General features: G+C 61.5%; 2 protein-coding genes and 2 pseudogenes. All 4 read left to right on the top strand.

Annotation, left to right across the window (positions count from 1 at the left end):
* Window positions 1–905 (top strand): dihydroorotase family protein (locus tag FY112_RS00610; RefSeq protein WP_151517373.1); only part of this gene is annotated, 905 nt, incomplete at its 5' end.
* Between the two features lie 10 nt (window positions 906–915).
* Window positions 916–1689: an SDR family oxidoreductase gene (locus FY112_RS00605; RefSeq protein WP_131620450.1), complete on the top strand. Its 774-nt coding sequence runs from the start codon at window positions 916–918 to the stop codon at window positions 1687–1689.
* A gap of 47 nt (window positions 1690–1736) precedes the next feature.
* A pseudogene (locus FY112_RS00600) lies at window positions 1737–2154 on the top strand (SDR family NAD(P)-dependent oxidoreductase); the annotation flags it as partial.
* A 211-nt stretch (window positions 2155–2365) separates the two neighbouring features.
* A pseudogene (locus FY112_RS00595) lies at window positions 2366–2545 on the top strand (MFS transporter); the annotation flags it as partial.

Raw genomic sequence — 2545 nt, 5'->3', positions numbered from 1 at the left:
TTGAACTGTTCACGGCCGACGTACCCGTCGACTATCGGTTCGATAGTCTGGATGCTGTCACTGAGATGCTGCGCCGGCTGGCCGGTACCGGCGCGGTGATAGGCGTTTCCCCCGGCGACCAGTCGATCCTCGAGGGAGCCGGCTTGCGTGAGCGCGGTGTTGGCATTCCGGCATTTCTGGCCAGCAGACCGCCGCTCGCCGAGGCCGGCGGTATCGCACGCGCCGTACTGGCGGCGGCTGAGACCGGAGCGCGCGTGCATGTGCGTCAAATCAATTCGAGGCTCGGCGTCGAGACCTGGCGCCGTCTTCAGAGCATGGCTGATGTCACCGTCGAAACGACACCGCAGAACCTGTCCTTCACATCCGACGACTACGAGACGGAAGGTGCCCGGCTGAAGGGATCGCCTCCGTTTCGCGGCCGCGACGATGTCGCGGCCTTGCGCCTGGCGGTCTCTGAGGGCCTGATTACAATCATGGCGACGGATCATGCGCCGCACAGCCCGGCCGAAAAGTCGGCAGTCTATGGATCTTTCGCAGATATTCCCGGCGGGATGCCGGGTCTTCAGACATTGCTCTCGGTGATGCTGGACCTTGTGGCGGAGGAGGTATTAGGGCTTGCGGATCTCGTGCGGATCTGCGCCTACAATCCCGCCCATCGCTTCGGACTTGGACGTTCGAAAGGCTCCATTGCCGTCGGCAGCGATGCCGACATTCTAATTGTCGATATGGACCGATCGGCTGTCATCACCAATACCGAGCAGGCCTCCCGTGCCGCCTATTCACCCTTTCACGGCAAGCGCACGGCCGGCCGGTTGACCGACGTCTTCCTGCGCGGCGCACGCATCGTCAAAGACGGAACGCTCATTACTTCCAGTCGCGGCCAGGTCGTGCGCGGGGCTGCATAAAGGAACGCCGATGCCTTTGCTCGATCAGAAAATTGCCATTGTCACCGGCGCGAGCTCCGGCCTCGGCCGTGCGATCGCGCTTCGCTACGTCGAAGAGGGCGCGACCGTCGTGATCGCCGACGTCTTGGAGGCTCCGATCGAAGGGGGTGAAACGACCCTGTCCTGCGTCGTTGCGGCAGGCGGAAAGGGCATGTTCGTAAGGACCGACATCTCCAACTGGGCTGACGTCGATGCGCTGGTCTCACAAGCGGTGAAAGAGTTCGGTCGGCTCGACATCATGGTCAACAATGCCGCTATCTACACCTCGACCAATCTCCTTGAGACCTCGCCCGAACAATGGGACAGGGTGATCGCCGTCAATGTCACCGGGTTCTTTTATTGCTGCAAGCGAGCCGCGCAGCAATTTCTGGCGCAGGAGCCGACGGGTGAAACGCGTGGCCGCATCATCAACATTTCATCGCAGCACGGCATGGTCGCCTGCCCTGGTGATTTCCCATACGGCGTCAGCAAGGGTGCAGTCGTGCAGATGACCCGGCAAATTGCCGTCGATCATGGTGCGACAGGTATCGTTTGCAATGCGATCGCCCCCGGCAAGATCGTCACCGGCAAACCGGGTGTCGCCAACGATCCCGACGCGCTCGATTATTCGCGTCGGCGCACGCCGTGGCCGCGCCTCGGCGAGCCACACGATGTCGCGAGTGCCGCGCTTTTCCTCGCCAGCGACATGGCGAGCTACATGACCGGCGTCAACCTGATGGTCGATGGCGGCTGGATGGCGGGCTGATGATCACAGCGTATGAAGATCGCCAATAACGGAAAGGAAAACGGACCATGGATCTCGGATTGGAAGGCAAGACTGCCCTGATATTGGGCGCCGGCGGCGGGCTTGGCGGGGCCGCTCGCTGTCGAAGGCGTGCGGATTGCGGTTGCAGATATCAACAAGGAAGCAGCGGAAAAAACGGTTACCGATATCAGCACGGCTGGCGGCTCAGCGATGCCGCTTCAATGGGACCTCGCCGAGCTCGGCGTGATCGAGCCCAATCTCGCTACCATCGAAAAGCAGCTCGGTTCGGTTGACGTGCTCGTGAACATTACCGGTGGCCCGCCGCCGACGCTGGTGTCCAGTCAGAGCGCGGAAAACTGGCGCAAATATTTCGACACCATGGTGCTGTCTGTCATCGCCATCAGCGATGCCGTTCTTCCCAAGATGCGCGAAAAAAATTGGGGGCGCATCATCACCTCGACATCGGTGGCGGCCATCTGATTCATCTCTCCATGCCGAACCATTGCCGCGCGATTTGCTGCCCTCGCGGTCGGTTCCTGCTGCCGGTCAGCAAGCAGGTTGCCTCAGGCGTCGAGCCGAAACGACTCCTTTGTGGTGGTACGGAATCCGGTTCGTACGATGTACCGCCGCTTTAAGTCCTGGCACGTAACGTGATCTACCGACTGAAGGGTCTCGCGGCACGTCTGCGCTGCTGTCGCTGGTGCCGTGGATCGGTGCGGCACCGGTCGTGTTCTGTGTGCTCTTCGTCGAGGGGCTGCTGGCCGGCGCTCTGGAGATCATCAATGTTGAGATCGACCGCATCGAAGCGCAGCTGGGACGCGGCGTGATGAACAGGGCGCATGGTTTCTGGAGCCTC

The sequence above is a fragment of the Rhizobium sp. PEPV16 genome (genome assembly GCF_008919455.1).
Taxonomy (GTDB): Bacteria; Pseudomonadota; Alphaproteobacteria; order Rhizobiales; family Rhizobiaceae; genus Rhizobium; species Rhizobium leguminosarum_Q.
Note: the sequence above shows the minus strand (reverse complement) of the source record. Positions and strands in the feature narration are given on the sequence as shown.